General features: G+C 37.1%; 19 protein-coding genes. 5 read left to right on the top strand and 14 right to left on the bottom strand.

All coding sequences use genetic code 11. From position 1 onward, the window contains the following. Window positions 1-6 precede the first annotated feature (6 nt). Window positions 7-2241, top strand: coding sequence for a TonB-dependent receptor (locus tag I8T81_RS07340; RefSeq protein WP_198072478.1), 2235 nt, complete (start codon window positions 7-9; stop codon window positions 2239-2241). A gap of 65 nt (window positions 2242-2306) precedes the next feature. Here the strand turns inward: I8T81_RS07340 and I8T81_RS07335 are convergent, their stop codons facing one another. Beyond that, the gene (locus tag I8T81_RS07335) at window positions 2307-2861 is read right to left on the bottom strand and encodes a TetR/AcrR family transcriptional regulator (RefSeq protein WP_198072477.1); all 555 of its coding nucleotides are present in this window, start codon (window positions 2859-2861) and stop codon (window positions 2307-2309) included. 974 nt (window positions 2862-3835) lie between these two features. Continuing rightward, window positions 3836-4174 (bottom strand): hypothetical protein, encoded by a 339-nt coding sequence (locus tag I8T81_RS07330; RefSeq protein WP_002048670.1) that lies wholly within the window; start codon window positions 4172-4174, stop codon window positions 3836-3838. Window positions 4175-4826: 652 nt separating this feature from the next. Between I8T81_RS07330 and I8T81_RS07325 the strand changes: the two genes are divergently transcribed. After that, window positions 4827-5312 (top strand): Lrp/AsnC family transcriptional regulator, encoded by a 486-nt coding sequence (locus I8T81_RS07325; RefSeq protein WP_031944456.1) that lies wholly within the window; start codon window positions 4827-4829, stop codon window positions 5310-5312. A gap of 28 nt (window positions 5313-5340) precedes the next feature. On the opposite strand, the gene I8T81_RS07320 is transcribed toward I8T81_RS07325, so the two are convergent. From I8T81_RS07320 to pepN, 10 genes are all read right to left on the bottom strand, one after another. After that, window positions 5341-5898 (bottom strand): chorismate mutase, encoded by a 558-nt coding sequence (locus I8T81_RS07320; RefSeq protein ID WP_198072476.1) that lies wholly within the window; start codon window positions 5896-5898, stop codon window positions 5341-5343. A 78-nt stretch (window positions 5899-5976) separates the two neighbouring features. After that, window positions 5977-6660 (bottom strand): SDR family NAD(P)-dependent oxidoreductase, encoded by a 684-nt coding sequence (locus tag I8T81_RS07315; RefSeq protein WP_198072475.1) that lies wholly within the window; start codon window positions 6658-6660, stop codon window positions 5977-5979. 9 nt (window positions 6661-6669) lie between these two features. Further along, the gene (locus tag I8T81_RS07310; RefSeq protein ID WP_198072474.1) at window positions 6670-7431 is read right to left on the bottom strand and encodes an SDR family NAD(P)-dependent oxidoreductase; all 762 of its coding nucleotides are present in this window, start codon (window positions 7429-7431) and stop codon (window positions 6670-6672) included. A gap of 7 nt (window positions 7432-7438) precedes the next feature. Further along, window positions 7439-8125 (bottom strand): glutathione S-transferase family protein, encoded by a 687-nt coding sequence (locus I8T81_RS07305; protein ID WP_198072473.1) that lies wholly within the window; start codon window positions 8123-8125, stop codon window positions 7439-7441. A 250-nt stretch (window positions 8126-8375) separates the two neighbouring features. Then, complete coding sequence (locus tag I8T81_RS07300) at window positions 8376-9248, bottom strand: DUF4882 family protein (protein WP_198072472.1); 873 nt, start codon at window positions 9246-9248, stop codon at window positions 8376-8378. A 163-nt stretch (window positions 9249-9411) separates the two neighbouring features. Then, window positions 9412-10431, bottom strand: a complete 1020-nt coding sequence (locus tag I8T81_RS07295; protein WP_198072471.1) for a Csu type fimbrial protein — start codon at window positions 10429-10431, stop codon at window positions 9412-9414. Next, window positions 10422-12881 carry a fimbria/pilus outer membrane usher protein gene (locus tag I8T81_RS07290; RefSeq protein WP_198072470.1) on the bottom strand — a complete coding sequence of 820 codons (2460 nt, stop codon included), beginning with the start codon at window positions 12879-12881 and terminating at the stop codon, window positions 10422-10424. The genes I8T81_RS07295 and I8T81_RS07290 overlap by 10 nt, the downstream gene beginning before the upstream one ends. Before the next feature lie 9 nt (window positions 12882-12890). Beyond that, the gene (locus tag I8T81_RS07285) at window positions 12891-13595 is read right to left on the bottom strand and encodes a fimbrial biogenesis chaperone (RefSeq protein WP_198072469.1); all 705 of its coding nucleotides are present in this window, start codon (window positions 13593-13595) and stop codon (window positions 12891-12893) included. Between the two features lie 74 nt (window positions 13596-13669). Then, window positions 13670-14200, bottom strand: coding sequence for a Csu type fimbrial protein (locus I8T81_RS07280; protein WP_019458285.1), 531 nt, complete (start codon window positions 14198-14200; stop codon window positions 13670-13672). Between the two features lie 505 nt (window positions 14201-14705). Beyond that, a complete protein-coding gene (gene pepN, locus I8T81_RS07275) occupies window positions 14706-17312 on the bottom strand; it encodes an aminopeptidase N (RefSeq protein WP_198072468.1) in 2607 nt (868 codons plus the stop codon). A 319-nt stretch (window positions 17313-17631) separates the two neighbouring features. Between pepN and I8T81_RS07270 the strand changes: the two genes are divergently transcribed. The 3 genes from I8T81_RS07270 (at window position 17632) to thiM (ending at window position 20060) form a co-directional block, all read left to right on the top strand. Further along, entirely contained in the window at window positions 17632-17889 is a 258-nt protein-coding gene (locus I8T81_RS07270; protein WP_004700972.1) for a hypothetical protein, read from the top strand. A 151-nt stretch (window positions 17890-18040) separates the two neighbouring features. Continuing rightward, entirely contained in the window at window positions 18041-19198 is a 1158-nt protein-coding gene (locus I8T81_RS07265; protein ID WP_145994056.1) for a hypothetical protein, read from the top strand. A 34-nt stretch (window positions 19199-19232) separates the two neighbouring features. Continuing rightward, window positions 19233-20060: a hydroxyethylthiazole kinase gene (thiM, locus tag I8T81_RS07260; RefSeq protein ID WP_198072467.1), complete on the top strand. Its 828-nt coding sequence runs from the start codon at window positions 19233-19235 to the stop codon at window positions 20058-20060. Between the two features lie 28 nt (window positions 20061-20088). On the opposite strand, the gene I8T81_RS07255 is transcribed toward thiM, so the two are convergent. Next, the gene (locus tag I8T81_RS07255) at window positions 20089-20940 is read right to left on the bottom strand and encodes an AraC family transcriptional regulator (RefSeq protein ID WP_039251709.1); all 852 of its coding nucleotides are present in this window, start codon (window positions 20938-20940) and stop codon (window positions 20089-20091) included. An 81-nt stretch (window positions 20941-21021) separates the two neighbouring features. Further along, window positions 21022-21381 carry a 5-carboxymethyl-2-hydroxymuconate Delta-isomerase gene (locus I8T81_RS07250; RefSeq protein WP_198072466.1) on the bottom strand — a complete coding sequence of 120 codons (360 nt, stop codon included), beginning with the start codon at window positions 21379-21381 and terminating at the stop codon, window positions 21022-21024. Between the last annotated feature and the right edge of the window lie 23 nt (window positions 21382-21404).

Here is a 21404-nt window from a genome sequence, read left to right as displayed (position 1 = left end):
GAGACAATGAGAAATAAGAAAAGTAATAAGCTTTTAACGAGGAAATCTGAAGTTAAAAATATCATTCCACTTCTTTCACTTGGTGGAGCCATTATTCTTTCAAACTCAGCATTTGCAGCTTCAACTTCTGACACCACAGAAACAGAAAAAAAGCCTGAAGCCCTCCCTACTATTACCATTACCGCTTCACGTGCAGATGAACTCTCTACCTCTGCCAAACAAGTCACCAAGCTCGATGAAAAACAAATTGAACTTTTAAAAAATGGTTCGTCTGGAAACATTGCGACTGTTTTAGCCAAAGCCGTACCGGGCCTATCGGACTCAAGCCGAACCATTACCGACTATGGTCAAACTTTACGTGGCCGTAATGCGCTTATTTTGGTGGATGGCGTGCCAATGAACCTCACTCGTGATACAGCGAGAGGACTTTCAGCCATTGACCCTGAAAGTATTGCCAACATTGAAGTGATTCGCGGCAGTAACGCAATTTATGGCGGTGGTGCTGCGGGTGGTATTATTTCAATTACCACAAAAGCTGCGGGTGGTGAACCTACAGCAAAAACCGTTATTGGGCTACAAACGCCTTTAACGAATTTCCGTTCTGATGCTTTGGGTGGAGATATTCACCAATATTTCACAGGCAGCTTTAATGCCTTTGATTATGCGTTTGATTTTGGTTATCAACGTATTGGTAGCCCATACGATGCAAGTGGTGACCGTGTTGCACCTGAACCAAGTCAGGGCGACCTTTATGATTCCGATGGCTATAGCTTAGGCGGTAAACTGGGTTATCATATTGATGACAATCAATATCTACAGTTTGCTGCAAACTACTATAATGCAGAGCAAGACTCAGATTATGCATCTGACCCAAGTGTTAAAAAAGCTCCAGCTGGTACAGTGCCAGCAAAAGCAATTAAAGGCTTAAAGCTTAAAGACCAAAATAAAAATGAAAACCAGATCTACAATTTAACCTATACCAATAAAGACTTATTAGGTAATAAGGTTGATGCTCAAATTTATTACCGTGACTTCTTTACCCGTTTTTCACCGTTTGATGCCCGTGCAAATGCCAACCGTGGTAAACAAGTCGACCAGATTTATCAAGAAAATAACGTACTTGGTAGCCGCTTAACGGTAACCACTCCCCTTGAGTTTTTAGGTGATACATCATTGGTTTGGGGTGGTGACTTTAGCCGCGAAAAAAGCGAAATGCCTTTAGATATTTTCGACCCTAATATTTATGATCAATCTGGCGGTTTAGAGTTTGTAAAAATCGGAAAACTGATTTATCTACCTGAACTGACCACGCAAAGTGTGGGTGGTTTTGTACAGCTAAAACACCGCTTTAATGACCAATGGTCAGCAGAAGCTGGTACACGCTATGAAGACAGCTATGCGCAAATTGATAGCTTTGTTCCCTTATCACAATTAGGCAAAACTAACCCTTACACAGTTCCGGGTGGAAAAGTGAAAGCTGATGCATGGTTGTACAATGCTAATGTGACTTTCTCACCAAACGACCAGCACTCGATCTATGCATCGTTTAACCAAGGTTTCCAGTTACCTGATGTTGGCTTGATTATTCGTAATGCTGGTGAAGGTTTTAACCTTGGATCATCATTCTTAGAGCCTGTAAAAGTTGATAACTACGAACTCGGCTGGAAAGGTAACTTTAATAACTTCTCTTCAAGCTTAGCGGTGTTCCACTCTACTTCTGACTTAGGTGCTGTGCAATCATTCAACAATGGTTTAGTACTGGCTAGAACGAAAGAGAAAGTTACTGGGGTTGAAGCAACACTTGATTATCTTGATGATGCAAATGTGTGGGGAACTGGCGGTAGTGTTACGTGGATGAAAGGCCGTGAAAAACCTCAAAACGGTGCTGAACAAGACATGACGGGTTTCCGTATTCCACCATTAAAACTCACGGGTTATATCTCTTACAGTCCAACTGAAACTTGGACGAACCGATTACAAGCAACTTACTTCGGTTCAGAAGATTACCGTCTAAATGGTGTAAATAGTTTTGGTCGTTACGATGTAAAATCTTATACCACAGCAGATTTGATCAGTAGCTTTGCACTTAACAAGAAAGACACCATGACGATTGGCCTAGAAAACATGTTTAACCGCAAGTACTACCCGCTTTATAGCCAATTACTAAGAACGAACGATAACACCAGCCACTTAGTTGCAAATGGTATAACGCTTAAAGTGACTTATAGTCATAAATGGTAAGAACTTTGGTTAGCACCTAATACAGTAAAAGCCCCAACCTCGGGGCTTTTATTTTTAGAGTATTTCTATAAAAACATCGCTATAAAATATTCGAATTGTTTGTCCCGCTCATCTACATCGTTATGACTCTGCCTTTGAATAATAGCACCTTCAATCATCTGTAAAAATAGTTTAGCTTCATCATACGAAGTATATGCTTTAAGCATTCTTAGCTGACTATAGATTTCATTGGTGAGCCACATTCTATATCTCACTGCAGTTTGATAAGCGTTTGGATAATTATTTTTAGTTTCAAAAATGGTTTTCAATAACAGGTAATACGGCCCTTCTAAGTCTGTATGTAAGTCATACAGTGTTTTGAGTTTGTCTCTCACACTTGAGTCTTGGTCATATTCCACCGTTGCAACGACTTTGTCTTGAAGACGTTGTTTTTGCACAAGTAGACAGATTTCAATAAACCGCGCTTTGGACTGAAAGTAATGATAAAACGTCATTTTTGTAATTTCAGACTCTTTCACTATTCTGTCGACACCAACAAGGTGAAATCCGTGTTGATGGAATAAATGAATTGCATGATTCACAACTTTTAAAGCACGTGTAGAAAGTACTAAAGGTGACATATTTGTACCGTTTAAAATAATTTTTTGTTGTATATAAAAGAGATAAAAATGCCGTCACTCTTAAATTGAGCGGTAAAAACGGGCATGCAAAAGCGGCACAATAAAGGTGTGCTCGCCTATCTCGGGTTTATTGTTGCTATGATTTTTGAGTCGTAACGATTCTTACGGTGCAGAAAACCTAGAGTCGATTAAACCGATTTATAGACTGTTTAAATCGTATGAACAGAGAGACTTTGGCAAAGGCCAATAAATGAGAAGAAATAGTACGCATAGCGAACTCCTAGATGAAATAGAAGTTCTACCCAATCACTGTCAAATGATTATGGTGGTAGAACGAAGGCGGGTTGACAGACCAGTCATCTAGGAACTGGCACGCCCGAAGGCGTCCCTCCTCCGTCCTACCGCTACGAAGGGAGACGAACGAGTTCAACACCAAAAAATTACTTTCTTGATGTTCTAGATGATGGCGACCTGTCAAAGTCGACTGGCAATGTAGGCCAGCAGGCAAAGGATAATCGGAGAGATTTGGGGTGTCAATGTGATATTGGCTAGAAAATGGATAAATAATTTTTTGTTTTTCATTAGATTAGATTCGTTAATCTATTGAATAGAATATATTATATTTGCTTAACACACATTAACTTATAAATATGAATACGATCTCAACTACACTTTTATATAAATGTATGAGTGAATGAAGGCAGGTTGACAGACTGATACACAAGAATCAGCACGCATAAAGCGTCCCACCTCCATTCTACCGCAGAGAATAATAAGAGAAATTTTAAGTGTCAATGTGATATTGGCTAGAAATAAATCATTAAAAGTTTTAGTAAAATGATTTATTAATCCATTACATTATCTTTTATTTTTTGAGATTTAAAATTATCAGTAATATTTAAAGATACACCGATAAAATGAATCATAAAATCCATTTTATCGGCTTGCCTACAGAGGCTTTTTAAGATTCCATTTTATTTTCTAATATAGTTTGGAAACTCTTTTAAAACCGTGCTACATAATTGTCCTTTCATATCTTCACGTTTGCGTGCTTCAAATTGGTCCATACCTAATCTCATAACTTCTTTACCATACTTTTCACCTAGTTCATGTTTGGTACATTTGTCAGATTCATGAACTAATTCTTGTGAAGTATAGTGATAATTACAATCGAGTTGAGCACGGCTTAAAAAACCATGTAGTTGTACTGTTCTCTCGCAAGTTGTTCGCTGTATATAAGTTTTAGGCTCTTGAGCAGCATAAACTGATGAACCTACCAATAAAGTGAAAGCTGTTACTAAAAAATTACGCATTATTTCCCCGATAAAATTATTAAAAGTATAAGTGGCAATGTTGCGGGCGTATTAAATAATAATTGTTTACAAGTGTCTATTAATAATAAGAAAGTTAGATAAATCCTCTTATCTTTTGAATATTTCATCACCTTAATAAAAATGTGGGATTAATTTTTAATGGATAAGTGATATAAGTTTTTATAATTATCTTTATTAGTTAAATTATTATTCTAGTTAATAACATTCTATTAAGCGTTTAATAAAAGAGATTATAAGGCTATATAAGAATAGTTATAAAATAAAAATGAGAATTAACTTCATTGAATCAGTGCATTTAGTCTTTTGAAACAGTATGTGATAGACATGCAAATAGATTTTTTTAAATAAAATTAAGATATATGTGAAAGTTGTTTTTTAAAGCAATTTTCAAAGCAAAAAATACGCATATTTAAATTTTTATAAGATCCGCAAAGAGCACTGTTTAGTCACCCTTACTGAAACAGTGCTCTTTGCTCCATCACAACTCCTATCCAGTAGAGTCCGATGCATAGAAATAGTGTATGGCTGTCGACCTCAAAATGTTTACTGTATTTTCAGTTTTTTTAAATGATCTCAGCATAAAAATCACGTATATTAAAAATTAACAGAAGAATCTTCTTTGGTTTATATTTTGAACAGCACAGAATACACACTAGATCGCATAGATCGGAAAATATTATCTGCCCTTCGTGGAAATGGCCGCTTAACAGTTGCACAGCTCGCCGAAGAAGTTGGGCTTTCATCCTCGCCCTGCTGGACTCGACTCAAACGTTTAGAAACTCTAAAAATTATTGAAGGCTATACGGTAAACGTAAACCCAAAAGCGATTGGCATTCACGAGTTATTCTTTATTGAAATTACGCTAGAACGCCACGATGACGAAATGCTAGAAAACTTTAGTGAAGCTTTGGCAGATATTCCTGAAGTGGTCGAGGCGCATTTAGTTACGGGTGACTATGATTACTTGGTGAAAGTGGCCGTAAAAGATGCCGAACATTACGAACGCTTTTTACGTAAAAAGCTCTATTCGATTAAAGGTATTCGGCATACACGTTCAACCTTTGCTTTACGACCACTTAAATCTGCCAACACTGCCGACTTAATGTTGATTGAATAATTGACTTATATAAGCCGCTTTAGGTGCTTCATTGTTTTAATTTGATTTTATTCAATGTTGCACATAAAGCCTTCTTGTCGGCTTCTTTTAGCTGAGGGTGCTGAACTGGCCACATATAGCTACAGCCATGCGGTGCCTTGTTATTATTTTTCTTGAGTTCATAGGCAATATTTTTTAGAAGTTCGGTGTTTAAAGAACTAATTTTTAAACGCACTTCGCTTAAGTCATGAGGCTTCCAATTGGTTTCAGGACTCGACAACCAATCTGCTCTATAACGGTACTGAATTGCTTTAGCCACATCCATTTGCACCACTATAAATGGCTTTACTGTTTCACTGTTCAGTCCAAAAGATTCGGCTTCAGAAAGTGATTGGTCAAGTACTTTCTTTTCTTGAGCTAAATCTTCAATCGGTAAATGCTGCTCTGCTTTATAGCCTGCGACATCTTTCATATAAGATAAGCGCTCGTTAACTAAACGTGCTGTTTGATCATATTGATATGCTTGTGCCAATGAAGAAAAGCACATCAAAGCTGCCACTGTAGTCGCTACTTTAACCGTTTGTTGAACGTTCTTAATATTTAACATTTAAGTACCTATCGAAATTATTGTTGTGCTGTCATTCCAAAGCAGTACTCTATTTTAAGAACACTCGAAAGTAAAATCTCACGATATGCTAAGTTCTTGGCTCCATGCAGAGTCAGGTTGATGATAGATGTACTGGCACACTTGTTTTACAGATGAAATAAAGTGCGGGTTTTGTCCATCCCATTTTTCTACCATGCAATACGTCACATGTATGCCTTTGGGCTGAAACTCTCTTGCCAATGACTGTGATAACGCACGAATACCCGCAAACATACTTTGGCTTAATACATCGTGGTGAGGTGAATTATGAGATGATGCTCCAAGAAAAATAACTGTACCTCTTTGCTGCTTTAGCATCGGTTTAAGCACTAATTGCGACACGCTCACTGCACTTAAACCTGTAGTCTGCCAACTGTGCTCAATTTCTTCTAAAGATAAAGATTCAATATTTGGTGCAGATGAAAAATTTGGCTGAAAGACGCATAACTCAATGGTATGGCGATGCTCTGTTATATATTTCAGCAGACTTTTTAAGTGCTTAGTATTTACCAAGTTTAAACGAACACTTGTTATGCCATCATTTACAGAGCTAACTTGTATGTTCTGAACAATTGAATCATGTACGACTTGATAAACGTGTAATGGAGATTGGCTGTGTTTATCTAAAATTACAAAACTTTGATCAGGTAGTTCTATATCATGGCCTGCAACCACTACACAGCCCTGCTTTTTTTGAAACTTCTGAAATATTGTTTTTAGCATATAAGTCTCTCAAAATTTTTCTTGGTATGGGCGTAAATCTAACTCATGTGTCCAGAGTTCAGGACTTTGTAGGTAAAGCATCCAATAGTTTTCTGCTATTGCATTAAGATTAAGCCCGCCCGTCCCACGTGTAAGGCGTGCTAAACGGCCTAGACCAAATAAAGCTTTATTCACTCTATCCCCATCAACCATTCCATCAATAATGACATGCGCAATATGAATGCCTTGAGTTTTATATAGTTGAGCTAGATTTAATGCATAAGCTCGTAAGGCAGATTTGCCCATCGTAAAAGCAGCGAAAAAGGGCTTTCCCCGTAATGAAGCACTCGCCCCAGTAAAAATAAGCGTACCGTGTTTTTGTTCTTTAAAAATTCTTAGACTGCTTTGAGAAACCAAATAAGCCGATAAAAATGTGGATTGCCACATTTGATTGAAAAATGAGAGTGGGCTACGTAAAAAAATTGAGGGAATATTTCCTCCGACATTATGAATAACAGCAGTAATACGTTCGTTTTGACTAGTAATGGTGTCAAACAAGGCTTGTACTTGATGTATATCTTCAGCATCTAAACGAAATGCGGTAGCCTCACCACCTTTTATATGAATTTCGGCAGCGACTGCTTCAATTTTCTGGAAAGTTCGCCCAGCAACGTAAACTTTTAATCCTTCTTTTGCAAAACGATGACAAACGGCTGCACCAATCCCCTGTGAAGCTCCGACACCAATAATAACTGCACAATCTCGTGTTTTACTCGGTGGTTCTAATGACATAGTCGTTTCACCCTGTTTGTTTTTTATACCATAAAGCAATAAACGGACGATTCAAAATTTCTTTACCAAACTTTTTGCTTGTTCGAACGACTTCACCAAGTTGAGCAACCACAGCAATGTCTGCAATCGTTTGGTTATCTCCAACCAACCATTCACTTTGTGATAACACCTGCTCAATACGATCTAAGTGTTTAATAAACTCTGCTTCAACATTTTCAGCTTTCATTCGGCCCAAACCTTGAAAGAAAAGCTGTGTTTTTAATTCGGCTAAAATAAAAGCTTTTACCATTGGCTTTTCATACGCTGGGCGCCCAATGCTACTAATACGGATGGCTTCTTCTAAAGCTTCCGAGTCATTTACCCTTAAATACACTTCATAAAAATAAAGAGACTCATCTGCCCAGTCTTCCCACAGTTCGGCAAGTGCCTTCTGATTTGGATCTTCAGGATAAAGTCGCGGTGTATCTGGATAGGCTTCATCTAAATAACGAGCAATACGGGTACTGTCTTGTATACGTTGCCCTTTATCATCTATAACAGGCACTTTACCCACTTTACTCAGCAAAGGAACTTTAGCACCAAGAATACCGTTATAGTTCACTGTATTAAATGAAATTCCCTTAAATTTCAAAGCCCTTGCAACTTTTTGACAAAATGGAGAAATTTCCCACTGGTGCAAAATAATATCCGACATTTATTCACCTTTATTTTTTAATTGCCTGTTTTACTGACTAGTTCTTTTTTGGAACTAACAAATAAATATACAGAATAGCTTTTTAAGTCAAACCATTTTTGATGACGGCCAAGTTCCGAAAACTAAGAATTATTTGATTTTTATTATGATTAAAAAACAGCTTTAAGTATTTACGTTACCTTTTAATTTATAGACTTTTGCAAAGCTATGTATCACAAAAATAAGATACATAGCCTTGAGTGCTGTTTTGTTATAAAGCTAAACCACAAATATCTTTTGCCCCTGTTGGGTAAGTAAACTGCATTTTTGATTTATCTGTAACCAATTGAAGTCCTACCGTTTTTCCAGTTAAGGCAGAGTTGGCGAAATGATCTTGGTTAATTACACCCATAAAACCTATATATTTTAATTTATTTTCCATCGTAAGGCTCAAGTAGCCATAATTATTACCATTAATAATATAGCCAACCTGTTTAGTATTTTGATTCACATAAATACCTACCCTAACCTTTCCATCTGCTGGAACTTCTACTGGATTACTAGTTCTAGCGGCACTTAAGAATGCTAAATTACCATTACCATCTAATTTATACGTAGCCCCAAAAGAAGAGATAGAATCTCCATCCATAATCCCTGAATAATTATTACCTTTTGTAAACATTAAATTTAGTGTAAATTCCAATTTAGAGTCTGAAGATCCACTAATATTAAAACCATACTCATACATCTGAGAATTATTACCAAGGTTAACCCTTAAGTTATTCACATCAAAAATGAATTCCTGTACAAAAATATCTGAACTAGCAATAGGCTTATCTATTAAAGGAGCATTACCTGGCGTATCAAATGGATATTGAGTTTTAAATTGAATATATTTTTTAGAAGCTAAAAATGTATCGACATCTTTATTTGAATAATAATGTATAACATCATAACCTGACTGATTTACATTATTTATATTCGCCACTTGTTCTACATAACGATGATTAGTTGCCTGAGCTGATTTTGCAGCTTCGAAAGCTTTTAAGTCTTGTAAGCTAGCATCAAAGTTATAGGTACATTCAGCAAAAGAGTTACTCATACCCGAAACACCTACTATTGTTGCTAAAATTATCTTTTTCACGTCATTATCCTTTTTTATATTTGAACGTTTAGTATATATAAATACATAAATAATTTAACTAAATCTGATAAATGGCATACTTATCACTTCTTAATAATTAAAAAAACTAAATCTTATAATTAATAAAGCACTATCTCTTTTAAAGAAATAGTGCCTAAAATAATTAATAAGTCACTGTAACCACAACATTATCGGAGTAAGCACCTGGCCTACTTGCAATGGTAGTACCCTGCGGAATTTTCCCATAAACGGTTGTAGTTTGAGCGTTACCTGATCCTGTGCCAGACACTCCACCTGCTCCACCAATACTAGCTACCCCACCTGTAGCATCCCACACCGAACTATAGTTAGAATCTTTATATAACTGATAGGGAATAAACTCATTGTTGCTATTAGCCATACGCCTGAACCCTCCGCTTATGCGGTTATTGCCATCCCCTAAATAAATCGTATATGGCGTTCCAGAGTTACATGTTGTATTTATAGCCCCTTGAGTAGTGTAATCGCGACTAGTCGTACCAATATCGTTAATATTGCCAAAATCGACAGTTGAAGTTGAGTTTAATTGGCAAAGCGTCGGTACCACAAAATTTGCTGTTAAAGTTACATTTCCAGAACTCCAACTGATGACATCCCCTAAACATAACGCCGCTAGAAGATCCATATCCCAAAATAGTTGAACCGTAGCTGTATAGGTTCCTTGAGGGTATGCAATGAGTGACCCCGTTCGCGCGGGTACTTTCACATTTACAGAGTAACTAAGAATATTATTTGAAGCGATTGTTACCACTGGACCATACCAAACATTGGAAGTTTGATTGGTGGTAGAAGAACCTGCTCCGCCTACAGTTGCTGTAACTGTATATGGTAACGATACGCTATTATTTGTAGTAGTTGCCCCTGTAAATACTGTCTTCATACACATAAATGGAGAAATCTGAGGTAGTCCTCCATTCGTGCAAGTAATTGTTCCTGAAAAGTTTACAGTTGCATCGCTATTAATATTTGCTGCAGTGTAAATAAACGTGTTATTTGTGGTTCCAGCTACCGTACAAGCAGCATGTGTTGGACTAAAAAAAGCGTAAACGAGATAAAATAAGCAAATACCTATAAAGTACTTTAAAGATAAGGAATTTTTTTTATAGCTCTCTATTTGAGCCTTATTCATAATATTTAATGACATATATAAGGTCCCAATTTTTTAGTTGAGTACTGATTACTGTTATAAGTGAAGTTAACTTGGCATGAACCATGATCGAGAAGATCTACTTCAAGTTTGTTTTGTTGTAATAGGTTGGGAACAAATACTTCGCCATCGTAGCCCACTACAGCATCTTGTTGCCCATTAATTCGAACGCTATAACCCGGTAATAATGGTGAGTTATTTTTATCAACTACTCTCACCAAACCTGAAATAACCTGATGAGCACCAAAGTCGACTAAAGTCCCTTGGCGATAGCCTACTACTGTTTTTTGATCTGTAGATTTAACATTCCAATTTAAAGGCAGATATGATGGATCTAAATAAATATGGTTCTCTCTATACGGCATAAGGCTTGGTATAAGAAACCTTCCAGACTTGTCCGTTGTTCCTAGATTTATCCCACCATTTAAAATTTGGCTTTGCGGTCCAGCATTGGTGACAACAGCATAACCATCTCCAATTTCATTGGCCGCAAATATACGGCCTGCTGCTGCAACTAAAGATCCTGTCGCTGAAAGTGCAACTTGGTCATTATCTCCAATTCGGTTATAACGACCTGTCAGGTACGCAGCTCGTGCTCGATAAGAGCCATAGACTGATGCATTATTGTCATGCGTATCCTGATTGCGCTCAACATAACCACCCCATCCAAATGAACCAACTTGCGGTTCCGATAAAACAAATACTTCTTGGCGATAACTCAGCCTGCCACTATCACTGGATACACTAGAAATCGCATTGACTCTGGTAGATGGCGTATAGCGCAGCGCAAAGTAAATGCCATAGTCCTTATGGTTCTCATAATCCTTATATGCTGAACTATAAAAACCCCAGTTCTTGTTTAAAGTTCCACTTAAGTTGGCAGACAGTAACTTATACGAGTTATCACTGTATTTGATCTGGTTATAGCCGACATAAACACCATAGCCTGTATAAAAGTTATAGTTAATCCCTGCCCTAATAATCTCATCTGCCAGCGCGCTGTAGTTTAAATAGTTTTGTGATTCAGCATTAACCTGATTTTCTTTCAAATATCGAATTTGCGACACCCGTGCCAAGTCAAAGTAGTTATCAAATACTTTGCGGTAGCTGGTGTTAAATGAAATATTCTTGCTAATTCGCCCTTCTAAGCCGATCAGAGCCGAATAGCCATTTTCATCTTTATACTGACTTGCAGCAATGTCGGCATTAATCACCCCAACACCAAACAGGTTCTTGGCAAAGCCTGTTCCAACATTGGAAAGACCATCTGTTGAAGCTTCTGCACCACCACTCAAAGTCAGTGAGTTGCTATAACCATAACGAATTGCACCAGAGGCAAAGGTGGCATCATCATAATCGTTTGAGTACAGTCCGTAGTTATAACGCGGAACCCCAACATCGACTGAAAACTCATTTATACCTTTTGCCAGAATCTTCGATGAAAAGTAATAAGGTTTTTTAGTAATGGTTTGCTGACCTGTTGCATCGGTGGTGACCAGAGTGACTTCATTTCCTGAAATAAACGGGAGCTGCTTAACATCAAATGGACCTGAAGGAACAAGGCCTGAATAAATCTTTTGCTGGTTAACGTATAAGTCCAGTGTAGAAGGCAGCGCCGCTGAACCGGAAAACTGTGGCAGCGCTGAAGTAACAATATCCCCACGTTGGGTATATGCACTCGACCACTGCAAACCTGCAAGACGCACACTACTGCCCCAATCAGAACTATTAGAAATAAAGTCACCTAGGGTATATATCCTAACTTTTTCAGGGTCTACATATTGCCATTTACTGTCCAGACGTACCCATTTCTCGTGGCTATAACTATTTTCATTACTACCGTTGTATAAAACGCCTGATGAAAAATTACCAAGCGCGCTGTTAAAAATCCCTTCTGCCGAACCTGAGAAAATACTCTCATCATTGGTAATGGTGTGATACATGTTGTAATTCAGAATTGCAGCATTTAAAGGTTTCATTTTTAGTAAGTTGGTGTTTGTAGTCGGTTGACCAGTTAAGTCAACAGAATAGTCACTCAACATACTCGCAGGAACTTGTAAGTTTAGAGACTGCTCATTTTCCAGATACTTAAACTGGATTCCTTTCAGTTCATTAATACATACCCATTGGCTGTCAGGGATATGTTCATCCATTTTCAGTCTTAAGGCTTTTAAGTCACTAGAACGAATATATAGTTTTTCATCTTTAGATTGTTTTACAGAAAACAAGTCTTCAGAGGTATTTGAATTAATAGAAATATTTAAAAATAGCTGAGTAAAATTATTTTCTTGTTCTTGTCCATCCGTCTTTTCGTGCATATATTTATTATTGTTACTTATAGACTTAGGAACACTTGGAACCGCAGTGTTTGTATGATCTAAAAGTTGTTCAGCAAATAAATGTGCTGGAAAATATGCGACACATAAGACACCTATAATATATTTCATATAAGCCTCTTAAAGTGTGGTTTTTTTACCATTAACTGTTAGAGAAATGCTGTATTTGTGATTTGGCTGATATGTAAAATTATTAATTGAATAATTTTTTGATTTTCCGGAAAGAATATAACCATTTACGGTATTTACTTTAATCGGATAACTTTTATTCTCTGTGTTATCTACAAGAATTAAGTCATTTAAAAGTGCATGTCTGTTACCAATATTACTAATATTCAAGGAAGTATCATTTTGCTTCGCATCAATTTTCCAGTTCAGTTGGGTAACTGCATCTTTATTCACTACAAATACAGGTAATGATGAGCGAAGTAATACATTTACACCTTGAGATGCTTTACGACTATCGATGGGTTTTGGTAATTCATCAAGAATAATACGATAAGTTTTTTCACCAGAAATTGGTTCCGGCTTAATGCGGACTACACGTAAATTATAAGAGTCATTCGGTTTTAATTTTAAGAAAGGTGGACTAATTGCAATATCATCTGTTGGAATTAATTGATCTTGCCCATCATTCTGAGTCCATTCAAATATACGTATTTGTAAGTCAGCACTCTCGTTCGACTGATTATATAAACTAATTGAAGAAGCTTTTTGATGACTTAAAATTTCCACAGTAACAGGTGAAAGGCGAATTGTAGCCGCGCTGATAGTGCTAGATAAAGATATTAATAATCCCATAACAATAAAAATATTTTTTTTCATGTTTTACTCAAATATATCTTTTTTAATATATTAGCCCTTTCGAAAGGGCTAACAGTTTTTCTAATTTGTACGACTTAATAAGTTACGGTTATTGTTACAGTGTCTACATAACTACCTGCACTTGGTAAAGCTGAACCAGCAGGAATACGTCCATATACGTTCACTGTTTGTACAATACCAGTACCAGTTCCACTATAAGCTGTTGTAGCAATTCCAATTGCAGTCGCACGGCCTGTATCTGAAAACAGGTTGTAAGGAATATATTCGTTACTCGTTGCCCCACCAATCATACGGCGTTGGGTTGTTTGAGCATTTTTTCCACCGTCAAAAGACAAAGTCCATGGCACAGTGTTGTTACATAAAACTTTGATTGAAGTTCCCCCTGTCGTTGTAGTATCAGCATCTTCATTGGTTGCTAAAGAACTTAGTGTGCCAAAATCTAAAACGGCATTTGTTGTGGTACCGGTTGCAGAGGTATTAAGGACACAACTATTCGTGATTGCAGCTTTAACAGTTAATGTCCCTGTTGCTGTAGCAGCATTTGCTGCATTAACAGAAATTAATGCTATAGCAAGTGCTGATAAATTTAAAAAAGTCTTTTTCATGACTAAAACCTTTTATATTAAGTTGCCAAATTAATAGATATAAAAAAATTAACTCTTATCCTTACAATCATTTTTATTTGACTGCTCTTTTAAAGCTTATTTTTTATCCTATTTTAAATATCATACATAAAAATAATTAAAATGCATGAGTTTGTTATTATTTTTAATTTCCATTTAACAAAATATTGTTAATAAAACTTAATTTCCAATTATAAAAAAAGACATAACACAGTTACAAATAATTGATTTATCTTAATTTAAAATAAATTCAACAATATTTACCTGTAAAAATTTAACCAAATGTTTCAATCTATATTTTTATTGAATTTGATCACACAAATCAATTTTTTAACAAAATAATTCACTTAAAATTAAAGTATTTTATTTTTCAATATATTTAAATAATACATTTAATATTAATTAAAAAAACTTATAGCTTAAAAATACAAAATAATGATCAAAATAAAGGCCTCATACGAGACCTTTATTAAGTATTGTTAAATAATTAAACGCTTAACATACTATTTAAAGTTTCAGAAACGTTTTTAGATTTCACTTTAGGCTGTAATGCCTGCAAAGCTTGTTGCACTTGCGTACGTTGAGGCTCTGCAAGCGTATACCAGCGTGACAATACCTGTAATAAACGTGAACCTAAAATTGGATTTTTCTCGTCAAGATATTGCGCAAGATTAATAAAGTGCGCTACACCAAAGCCCCAAGTATTTTCAGGGTTATTTGACAAGCCACCACTTACAGCACGAATACGGTTTGGCGTCGTTAGGTCATAATCAGGATGTTGAATTAAATACTCGATTGTTTCTGCTGTCGCATTTGGATTGGCTGCCTGAATCATAAACCATTGGTCTAAAGATAATGCTTCTTCTTTAAAGCGGTTATAAAAATCAGTAAGTGCTTGCTTCGCTTGAGGCGCATTTTGCCAAACTAGTACACGTAATGCACCTAAACGTTCAGACATGTTACCTGTGTTTTGATATTGCTCATATGCCAATTCAAATGCAGTTTGATCGCCCTGACGAGCCATCATCATCAGCATGATATTTTTTAATGCACGAACACCCATCGCTAAAGAAAATTCTTTTTGCAGGTCTGGGTCAAGGGTAAGGTAAGTATCTTTCCAGAAAGAACCTAACTCTTGTGCTAATCGATTCAGCAAGGCTTCACGTTTTACATGAACATCGGCTGGTGCATAGTCCTGATCAATACGGCTACCCAAATAACCTTCACTAGGTACATCAAACAAACGAGATGCTAAAAGTGGGTCACGGCCAACTAGTTCAGGTAAAGTGCTTTGAATAGCTTGAATGTAAGCATCGGCAGAATGGTCTTCTAACAAAATACGCTCAAGCAAGGTTTGAGTTGCTTGCCACTGGTTAAAACCATTGGTTTCATGCTGAATTAAGAAAGCTAATTCTGCATCGGTATAGTCAAATACAAGATTTACAGGCGCAGAGAAATTACGAAGTAACGAAACAACTGGTTGTTCAGTCACACCTGTGAATTCAATGGTTGCCTCGTCTTGATCAAACAAGTACACACCATCTTTAACATCATTAACGAATAAGCTGTTGCTGTGCAATGTATATTGCTCGCCTGTTTTAGCATTAAATAGCGCTAAAGCCACAGGAATTGGAACAGCTTTTAAATTTGGATATTTAGGATGAGCTTTCAGACTTTGTTTAAAGCTTAAACGGTAAGTTTGTGCTGCTGCATCGTACTCACCTTTTGCTTCAAGCTTTGGTGTACCCGGTTGGTTATACCAAGTTAAAAATGCAGATAAATCGACACCCGAACCTGCTGATAATGCAGCAACCCAGTCTTCTACAGTTACGGCTTGTCCGTCATGACGGCGGAAGTATTCGTCTGTTCCCTTACGGTATTTTTCTTTACCAAGTAAAGTCGACATCATGCGGTTAATTTCCGCACCTTTTTCATAGACTGTCGCAGTATAGAAGTTATTAATTTCTACAAAGTGGTCTGGACGTGGTGGATGCGATAATGGACCTGCATCTTCAGGGAATTGGTGTGATTTAAGTACAGCAACGTCATCAATACGTTGAACCGCAGCAGATTGTAAGTCTTCCGAGAAAGACTGATCACGGAATACCGTTAAACCTTCTTTTAAGCAGAGCTGGAACCAGTCACGACAAGTAATACGGTTACCTGTCCAGTTGTGGAAATACTCATGGGCAATCACCGACTGCACACGCATAATCGCTGCGTCCGTTGTGTATTCTTCATCAGCAAGTACACATGAAGTATTAAAGATATTTAAACCTTTATTTTCCATTGCACCCATATTGAACTGGCTTACCGCAACAATCATATAGTTGTCTAGGTCATACGCACGGCCGTAATGTTCTTCATCCCAACGCATTGAATGCTTTAAAGCTTCCATTGCGATATGGCATTTTGGAATGTCTTTCTCAATGGCATAGATTTCTAAGGCAACATCACGCCCTTCCGAAGTCGTATAACGATCTTTAAGTACAGCTAAATCACCAATAACGCAGGCGAATAAATAGCTTGGCTTTTTAGTTGGGTCTTGCCAAATTGCAAAGTGACGGTTTTCACCCGCTTCACCTGTTTCAAGCAAGTTACCATTCGCAAGTAATACTGGGTATTTTTTGTCTGCTTCTACACGAGTCGTAAAGACTGAAAGTACGTCTGGACGGTCTGGATAGAAGGTAATTTTGCGGAAGCCTTCAGGCTCGTTTTGCGTAACAAACAAATCGCCAGCTTTATATAAGCCTTCAAGCTGAGTATTGGTTTCAGGATGAATAATCACTTGAGTCTGTAAAATGACTTCATCTGGTGCGTTAGTGATCACCAGTTGCTCACTATCGAGTAAATATTGTGCAGGAGTAAGCGTTTGACCATTGAGCTGAATAGATTGCAACTCAAGGTCACGGCCCAACAGCACCAAGTCTCCAGCAGTTTGACGCTTCATGACTAAAGTTGAATCAACAATTGTTTTATCGTCATAAACTTGAATATCAAGATTAATGGATTCAACCAAGAACGAAGGTTTTTGATAATCTTTTAAATAAACTGTTTGATCTGCCTGAACGGGAGGCTGTGCCGCAATATTCATCTTTATTCCTTATATACTTTTCGAAAACCGTAGTACGAATTTTATGAACTTGATCATACACATTCATACATACTATGTTTGCTTACCTTAATAAAATTAATGGGACTTGATTTATACATTTCAAATTAGAATCTGGTTTTATTAGCACAGATTAGACCAAAATTACGATAATCGTTGTTTATATAATCAATCTATACAATAAAAATAAAACTCCTTTCGCTTTTAACATTTTTTAGGAGCTGCTTACATTTTAGGCATGGTTCTTGCCTTAGCTCATATACCAGTATAAGTATTTCGATCAGAACAAGAGGTAGCTACTATGGAATTAAAAACTTATTTACATCGTTTAGAAAATATTAAAGCTATTCATGATCTAGATGCAGCGGGACTCGACCATCATGTGATTGCCGTGTTTTTAACTGCTGAAGGTATTTCAATGACTGCTCAGGAGGTAACAACTATCGTTAATACTTATGACGCATTAGGTAAAGTGAAATTACCAAGTAAAAAAGTACAGGCGCTTATTAATGCTAAAAAACTTGGACAACATGATGAGAGCTTGCCGTGCCCTGTTTAATCTTAACTTTTAATCTCTTATGAAAACCTAAAGTCAAAATAAAGATTTTAGGTTTTCTATTTTTGCACCAAACAAAAATACAATCTCAGCTATCGGCAATGCGGCTGTGTATAATAGGTCAATCATGATTGATTTAAGTGTTCGGAGCGAAATGGCCTTACAAATTCTACAGAAACAGCTAGATGAAAGTAGCCATTGCCCACTCTGCCAAGCTTCAATGTATTGGGTAGATGCCGAACAATTTGAGCAAGACATTCAGTTTCATGAATGCAGTCATTGCCAGCACCGTGTATTTAAAGACACAAAAATGACGTGTCACTGTGACCAATGCACTAAACAAAGAAAGAAACTTTTACAGCAAACCCGCCTACAAGAACAACGCCAGTTTAAGTCAAAAGATCAACCTCAACGTAGTCTGGAGCAACTTAGTTTTTTAAATAAACTTTTTCTGCTTAGCCTGCTCGATGATTATGCACGTGACGATGTTGCGCATGACGAATACATTCACTGGGACCAAATAAAATATCAGCCTATTACACCCAACTGGATGTTCCAAAATCATCTCATTAAACAGCTTCATAAAGATGGGATTTTAAATGCACAGGATCAATCTGACGAACCACAGTGCTTTTATTTAAACATTCGCCTAGATGGCTATAGTGACCCAAGCTTATTTAGTGTAGCCCAACAACTACGTCATTGGTTCTATGAAAACTTAAGTCTTGGTATTCCATTTCGTAGTGCCGACGAAGTGAAAGACGTCCTTTTTCAAGTGCTCTATCAAGAAATTATTCAGTTTACTCAGTTCTATTGCCGAACATGGGGTATTCAAATTGCTGGTAGCTCTAACTTTCAAACTTTTTGCTATCGTTTAATGGACTCATTGGCCATTGGTCAAATTTATTATTTGATTCAAACTGCACTCGAATATCTTTATAAACAAAAGGCGCTACAGCCACGTAATGAAAAGTTTATTAATACCAATTTATTAAAGAAAACTTTAGAGCAATATCGGGAAAGAGCTTTGGCGGAAAAGTGGGAAACTTCAATGTTGCCACGCCCTTACAATATCCCTTACAGTAAAATGAGCCACATTTTGTTTAACCGCTTTTTAGGTTATGACGAGCAAATTTTTGTACAACCTGTATGGAAAGCATGGCGAAAAATTGAACCTCGGTTAAACTTTTACTCAGTTAAACGTTGTATGCATTGTGGTTCAAATGATTTAAGTGTTGATTATGATGCAGCAGATTATGTTTCTTTGATTTGCGAAAGATGTAAGCATCAAGATCACTATTTTACCCACTAAATCTATATCACTTTAGCTTACTAGGGATAATAATATGACATCGACATCTAGTTTGATTGAACAGGTCATTGAAGCTTGGCAAAACATGCAGGCAAAAGCGCCTCTTGTGCAATGCATCACCAATAGTGTTGCAGCCAACTATACAGCCAATGTGTTACTGGCTTCTGGTGCTTCACCTGCCATGATTGATAATCCTTATGAAGCAGAAAGTTTTACCAAAATTTCATCGGCTTTAAGCATTAATTTGGGGACACCTACTTCAGAGCAAATGCAAGCCATGCAAATCTCTGCCAAAACAGCACAGCTTAATAATGTTCCTTGGGTACTTGATCCAGTCGGTTACGGCCCAATTTTAGCTTGGCGTAGTCAAATGACAGACGAGCTTTTACAGTTCAAACCAAGCGTTATTCGTGGTAATGCCTCAGAAATCAGTACGCTTGCAGGCAATCAGGTTCAATCTAAAGGTGTAGACAGCACTTTAAGTAGTGATCAAGCCTATCAACAAGCTGTTTCTCTCTTAACACATGCAAGCTGTATCGCTATTTCAGGCGAGTCAGACTATATCTTGTCTCATGAAATAGATGCTGTGATTCAAGTGAACGGCGGAAGTCCTTTACAACCTAAAATTACCGCAACAGGCTGTGCTTTAGGTGCGTTAATTGCCGCATATAGCGCTGTGACAACACCAACCATTGCTGCTCTTTCAGCTCATGTTCATTTTGCAATTGCAGGTAAACTTGCAGCAAATCAAGCGCAAACCATGGGAAGCTTTAGTAGCATCTTTATGGATTATATCCATATGCTAGATGACAACCTGATTGAACAATATGCAGATATCAAACTTTTAAACATACAGGCATAACCTAAGCTAGGCCTGTATCAGATTAGACTCACTTTAGAAGTAAGTAAATGTCGGTAACAAGGTCGCACTCGTTCACTTCGTGCACAAAGTTGTGATAGTGAAAGAAAACTGGATAATCCCCTGCTTCTTCTGGTTGCTCAGGTAACCAGTTTCTAAAGATGTAATACACGCTATCTTTAATCTGGTCATGGCTACCCAAATGTCTTACGGTTGCATAACGACCCGCAGGAATTTCACCTGTCTGCACGCCGTAACTATTTTCAGGTACAGCTTTTTCAATTGAACCTGCAATATCAAACCGAAATTCATCAGATGGTGTCTGATCTGGGTCAGCAAAAGGAATACCATAAGTTTTAGACTTGGTTACGGGCGATAAACCTGTTTCTTTACGCCAAGCAATAAAACGCGCAGCTGTTTCCAAGACTTTATCTGGACTTCCTAAATGCGATAGATAGGCAATCTTTTCAGCCGGACGCTCAACAATATTTACATTCATTTTTAGCTCACTTTTTGGAATCGTAAAAACAAACTTCTGGTGCCAAGATTCCCAGTCTGGTTTATCTCTAAAAGCCCGAGGAGTTTGATCAAATGAACGCTTAAATGCACGAGTAAATGCCTCGGGACTGTCAAACCCTGCTTGTAATGCAATCTCAATAATCTTGAGATCGGGTTCAAAAGCTAGTTGAAAAGAGGCCCGCTTTAAACGAGAAAGTTGAATAAACTTCATTACATTTAAGCCAATATGAATGGCAAAAATACGATGAAAATGAAACTTAGATAAGGCCGCAATCTGGCTCAACCGATCAACATCTAAATCTTCGTCTAAATGTCTTTGAATATAGTCGCAAACCAATTGCAACTTTTGTGTATATACAGCCATACATTTATGTCTGTTCATTCGATAGCACTACTTTTACATAGTGCTCATCGCTATTCTTGATCGAAATTGCGCTTTTTATAGTTATACAACTTGCTTAAAATAATCTTCTCTTGGCATGTCAATTAGCTCAACACACAATTGAATTTCTTTATTAAACCCTTGTTGTAAATATTTTTTGTTGCTAAGCACCGCTAATAATTGCTCACCCACAAGCTGTTTTTGTTCAGCCTTTCTTCCCGACAAAATATACGCCTTTACATGAATATAGGCTTGATCAGCTCCTAAGCCAATGAGGAAAACATCATCTTTACGTGCACGGCTTTTAATGTCTTCTGGACTAAATAACTCTGTCTCAATCAGTGTGGTATTAATTTCTTCAAGTAATTGTTTTGCGTTTAATCCAGTTAAGTTTTCTGAATAATCGACTACTACGTGCGGCATAGCCACCTCAAGTTATGTAATAA

The organism is Acinetobacter seifertii, from assembly GCF_016064815.1.
GTDB lineage: Bacteria > Pseudomonadota > Gammaproteobacteria > Pseudomonadales > Moraxellaceae > Acinetobacter > Acinetobacter seifertii.
The sequence above is the reverse complement of the archived record's forward strand: the minus strand, read 5'-3'. Positions and strand labels throughout refer to the sequence as shown.